The following is a 4820-nucleotide window of genomic DNA, read 5'->3' on the forward strand; positions in this document are numbered from 1 at the left end:
CCCGGCAACCAGCGATGACGCCGTCGACGACCTACCGGAGCAGATGCGGGTCCGGCGGGAGAAGCGCGAGCGCTTGCTCGACGCCGGAATCGACCAGGTCGCGTGACCGCGGAACGGCACCTAGCCCTGCTCGACGCCGTGCAGCCGGGCGTGCAGGCCGCGGACCTCGTCGGCCAGCTCCGGGTCCGGTCCGGCGACCGGGACGCCCGGGGCGATCGCGTTGATCGCCAGCGGCGCGACCGGACCGGCGGGCAGTCCCCACTCGCGGTGCCACGAGGTCAGCTGCTCGGTGCTCGTCGCGTAGACGATGCGGTCGAGCCCGACCCAGGCGTGCGCGGCGCTGCACATCGCGCAGTGCTCGCCGGAGGTGTAGACGGTGCTCTCGCGGCGCTCGGCGGGGGAGAGGTGCTCGGCCGCCCAGCGCGCGATCTCGAACTCGGGGTGCCGGGTGGCGTCGCCGCCCTGGACCCGGTTGCGGTCCTCGAAGCGCACCGCGCCGCGGGCGTCGACGAGCAGGGAGCCGAACGGCTCGTCACCGTCGTCCAGCGCTTCGCGGGCGAGGTCGACGCAGCGCCGCAGGTGCACCCGGTCCTGCGCGCTGAGGTTCTGCTGTTCACTCATGGCCTCGACCGTAGCACCTTTGGTATACCATTTCTCGTCGACGTCAGCCCAGCACAGGCGGCCAGTTGAGCATCTTCTTCGGCCGCGGGGAGGCGTAGGTGCGGACCTTGGACGTGGTCAGGCCCAGGCGCACGAGCGACTCGGCGACGGTCACCGCCGCGGTCACCCCGTCCACGACGGGCACACCGGTCCGCTCCACCACGCGCTCGGTCAGCCCGGACATGCCACCGCACCCCAAGCAGATGACCTCCGCGCGGTCGTCCTCGACGGCACGCGCCGCCTGCTCGGCGATGGCGTCCACCGCGGCACCCGGATCGCGCTCCAGCTCCAGGACCGGCATGCCGCTCGCGCGCACCGACGCGCACCGCGCGCTGAGCCCCGCGGCGTGCAGGCGCTCCTCGATCAGCGGGACCGTCCGGTCCAGGCTGGTCACCACCGAGTAGGTGCGGCCGAGGAACTGGGCCGTGCTTGCGGCGGCCTCGGTGATGTCGACGACCGGGACGTCGAACAGCTCCTGCAGCCCTTCCCGGCCGTGCTCGCCGTAGCCGGCCTGGATGATCGCGTCGAACGGCTCGGGGTAGGCCCGAACGGTCTCCATCACGGCGATCGCGGCGAGGTAGCTCTCGTAGTTGCCCTCGACCGACTCCGCGCCGAAGGACGGCGTGATGGGAACGATCTCGGTGCCGGGAGACGCCGCACCCGCTGCTTGCGCACCGATGGACTCGGTGATGCTCGCAGTGGTGTTGACGTTCGCGACCAGAATGCGCATTGTTGGACCTCTTTCGGGGAACTCGTCCCCGGACTCGTGTTGCGTGGTGGTGCGGGCGGGCGACCGGGCCCGCCCGCAGCGGGCCCGGTCGGTGGTTCACTCGGCGGCCACGGCGATCGATTCACCGTCCACATCGGTCGCATCGGGCTTGCGGTCGGCGATCACGGCGTAGATGATCGCGCCCAGGATCGCGCCGATGAACCAGGAGAACCCGGAAGCCGCGCCGAACACCGGCACCAGCGCCACGATGACGGCGATCGCCGCGGCGGGGATGAACGCTCCGACGGCCTTCGGGTTGTAGCCGCCGCGGTAGTGGTACTCGCCGTTCTCGTCCTCGCTGTAGAGCTCCGGCACGTTGACCCGGGTCCTGCGGATCAGCCAGTAGTCGGCCATGATCACGCCGAACAGCGGGCCGAGCAGCGCGCCGAGACCGCCCAGGAAGTAGTTCACCACGACCGGGCTGTTGTAGAGGTTCCACGGCAGGATGATCAGGCCGATGATGGCGCTGACCAGCGCGGCCCTGCGGAAGTTCAGGTGCCGCGGGAAGAGGTTCACCAGCACGTAGATCGGCGCCACGAAGTTGGCCAGCAGGTTCACCGCGATGGTCAGCACGATGAGCGCGATCGACGCGGCGGCCAGCAGCACCATGTTCGGGATGGTCTGCACGATGTCGGTCGGGCTGGTGATGATCTTGCCGTCCAGCTTGAACTGCGCACCGCTGAGCACCACCACGATGACGGCGAAGAACAGCATGTTCACCGGGATGCCGATCAGGTTGCCGCGGATGATCGACTGGCGGCTCTTGGCGGAGCGGGTGAAGTCGCAGAAGTTCAGCACGAAGGTGCCGTAGATGACCACCCAGAGCGCGGCGCCCTCCAGGACGTGCAACCACATGTCGGTGCCGACCAGCGGCTGCGAGGTGGACAGCGAGATCGAGCCGCCGGCGCGGATGAACATCCAGATCGCCAGCGCGAGCATCGTGATGAGCGTGGTCGGCGCGGCGATCGCCATGTACCTGCGGATGACGTGCATGCCGTAGCTGGCGATGAGGACCTGGACGACCCACAGGGACAGGAAGGTGATCCAGCCGAGCAGCGGCAGCCCGAGCACCGACTGGGCCTTCAGCGACTCCAGCGACGGGAACATCGCCACCAGCAAGGTGCTCAGCACCTCGGAGGCGAGGTAGGTCTGGATGCCGAACCAGGCGATGGCGACCAGGCCGCGCACCGCGGCCGGGATCTGCGCGCCCTTGGTGCCGAACGCGATGCGGCTCATGACCGGGAACGGCACGCCGGTCTTGTGCCCCATGTAGCCGGAGAGCGTCAGCAGCAGGAAGAGCAGCAGCGACGCGAGCAGGAAGGCCGCCAGGATGCCCCACACGTTCAACCCGATCGCGAAGAGCCCGATCGCGAAGGCGTAGTTGCCGAGGCTGTGGACGTCGTTGCCCCAGAGGGTGAAGACGTTGTAAGCGCCCCACCGCCGCCCTTCCTTCTGGGTGGGAGCGAGGTCGTAGGTGTACAGCCGGGAACTCGTCGTGCTGGTGGAGGCGTCCACATCGGCCCCTTTTTCCATGGCGGTCATCGGGCCACCTCCAGGCGTCCTGTGCGCAACTGTCGACTTCCTTGTCTGGTGCCGGGCATCGGATGTGGGCTGTGGTGCGGGATCTCGCTCAGCGCTCTGCCCGCGTCCTGGTGTTCGAGCTGTGCCGGGATCGCTCGATGAGGACATGGGGTTCTCCGGTGGTGGATGCGACCGGGGCTTCCGCGAAACCCCGCGGCGCAGAGGGAGCGCTTCAGTCGCCGGGGTCGCCGACGAAAGTTTTATTTCGAATTATGGAAGTATACGTCGTGATTTGAAAACGCTAGACCGCTTCTCAGGGCTCGTCAAGAGGTTCCGCGAACGGCGGCTCGGCGCTGTCGGGGCGGTTGATCCGGGGCTTCAGGAACGGCCGCCTGTCCAGATGGTGGACCCCGCCGGTCCGGGATGTCCACGATCCGGGCTCAAGTGGTGCGGGATTGCCCGCGGAGTCTGGCCGGCGAGACGCGCGGCTGAACCGGCCATCTTGCGCACGCTTCGCGCCTCGGTATACCAAAACGATCAGCCCGGTTGGAGTGGCTGAGATGCCCGCCTGGGCGGCGGGTATCTTCTACCCAATTTGGTATACAGAACATCGCAAACTTGGACATCGAGGAGCTCGTAATGTGCGTTGACCCCGCTCCGCCGCCCGCCAGCCACCTCACCCGCCGAGGTGTGCTCACCGCAGCAGCGGTGCTGGCCGGGACCGCCGCGGTCGCAGCCGCGCCCCGTTCGGCCAGCGCTGCGCCGAAGCCCGGTCCGGCCGCGGGGGATCTGGTCATCGACGGCGGCACGCTGCTCGACCCGGCGACCGGTGCGGTCGTCGAGAACAGCGTGGTCGTGATCCGCAACGGCGTCGTGCGCGCAGCCGGACCCCGCGACGGCGTCGAGGTGCCGGCGGATGCGACCCGCCTCGACGCCCAAGGGCGCTGGGTGCTGCCGGGGTTGGTCGACGCGCACATCCACCTCAACACCGCCGACGAGGCGCGCGCCGCCGTCCGCCAGGGCGCCACCAGCGCCCGCAGCGGGTCGACGAACTTCTACCAGGACATCGCCGTGCGCGAGCTGGCCCGCCAGGTGCCCGAGCTGGCGCCCGAGCTGAAGGCGGCGGGTGTCTTCGTCACCCCGGACCTCGGTGACACCGTCCTGGCCGACCCCGACCTCACGCCGCTGGCCCGGCTCGCCGACGGCGTCCGCTCGCCGGAGGCGCTGCGCCGCGTCGTCGAGGTGAACCTCGCCCGGGGCGCCGACGTCATCAAGACGCGGGTCAACGAGCGGGCCGGGCTGCCCGAGCAGGACCCGCAGACCCAGGTGTACTCCTACGAGCAGCTCTCCGAGGTGGTCGCCGCGGCACGCCGGGGCGGCAAGGGCGTGCTGTGCCACAGCTACAGCGAGAAGGGCTGCCACGACGCGGTGACCGCGGGCATCCGCTCGCTGGAGCACGGCGTGTTCGTCGGCGAGAAGACCCTGCACGAGATGCTCCGCCGGAACACCTTCTTCACACCCACGATGACGGCGATCGCCGGGATGATCGGCAACCCGAACCCGGTCCTGGACGAGCGCGGCCGCACCTACCTGCCGACCCTCCAGGCCGCGGTGCGAGCAGCCCACGAGCTGGGCGTCCCGCTGGCCGCCGGGACCGACTCCTCCGGCGGTGAGGTCGACCCGATCGGCCGCGAGGTGCAGCTGATGCACGAGGCGGGCCTGCCGGAGCTCGACGCGATCCGCACGGCGACGACGTCGGCTGCGGCGCTGCTGGGCATCGAGCGCGAAGCGGGGCGGCTGGCGCCGGGCTTCCGGGGCGATGCGCTGGTGGTCTCCGGAGATCCGCACCGCGACCTGTCCGTCCTGACGT

Annotated in this window: 4 protein-coding genes; 1 reads left to right on the top strand and 3 read right to left on the bottom strand. The window is 69.8% G+C overall.

Going from position 1 to position 4820, the window contains the following annotated elements:
* Positions 1 to 120: 120 nt before the first annotated feature.
* From ABTZ89_RS35795 to ABTZ89_RS35805, 3 genes are all read right to left on the bottom strand, one after another.
* Positions 121 to 621, bottom strand: coding sequence for a nucleoside deaminase (locus ABTZ89_RS35795; RefSeq protein WP_270953009.1), 501 nt, complete (start codon positions 619 to 621; stop codon positions 121 to 123).
* Between the two features lie 43 nt (positions 622 to 664).
* A complete protein-coding gene (locus ABTZ89_RS35800; protein WP_351053356.1) occupies positions 665 to 1390 on the bottom strand; it encodes an aspartate/glutamate racemase family protein in 726 nt (241 codons plus the stop codon).
* A gap of 96 nt (positions 1391 to 1486) precedes the next feature.
* Positions 1487 to 2971: an NCS1 family nucleobase:cation symporter-1 gene (locus tag ABTZ89_RS35805; RefSeq protein ID WP_270953012.1), complete on the bottom strand. Its 1485-nt coding sequence runs from the start codon at positions 2969 to 2971 to the stop codon at positions 1487 to 1489.
* Between the two features lie 618 nt (positions 2972 to 3589).
* Between ABTZ89_RS35805 and ABTZ89_RS35810 the strand changes: the two genes are divergently transcribed.
* Positions 3590 to 4820, top strand: a 1231-nt coding sequence (locus ABTZ89_RS35810) for an amidohydrolase family protein (protein ID WP_351053360.1), incomplete at its 3' end; no start/stop codon positions are given.

It is taken from the genome of Saccharopolyspora sp. NPDC002686 (genome assembly GCF_040295745.1).
Lineage (GTDB): Bacteria > Actinomycetota > Actinomycetes > Mycobacteriales > Pseudonocardiaceae > Saccharopolyspora > Saccharopolyspora oryzae.

Coding starts and splice junctions, on each gene's coding strand:
- ABTZ89_RS35795 (WP_270953009.1), bottom strand. CDS start 621: ATGAGTGAACAGCAGAACCTCAGCGCGCAGGACCGGGTGCACCTGCGG.
- ABTZ89_RS35800 (WP_351053356.1), bottom strand. CDS start 1,390: ATGCGCATTCTGGTCGCGAACGTCAACACCACTGCGAGCATCACCGAG.
- ABTZ89_RS35805 (WP_270953012.1), bottom strand. CDS start 2,971: ATGACCGCCATGGAAAAAGGGGCCGATGTGGACGCCTCCACCAGCACG.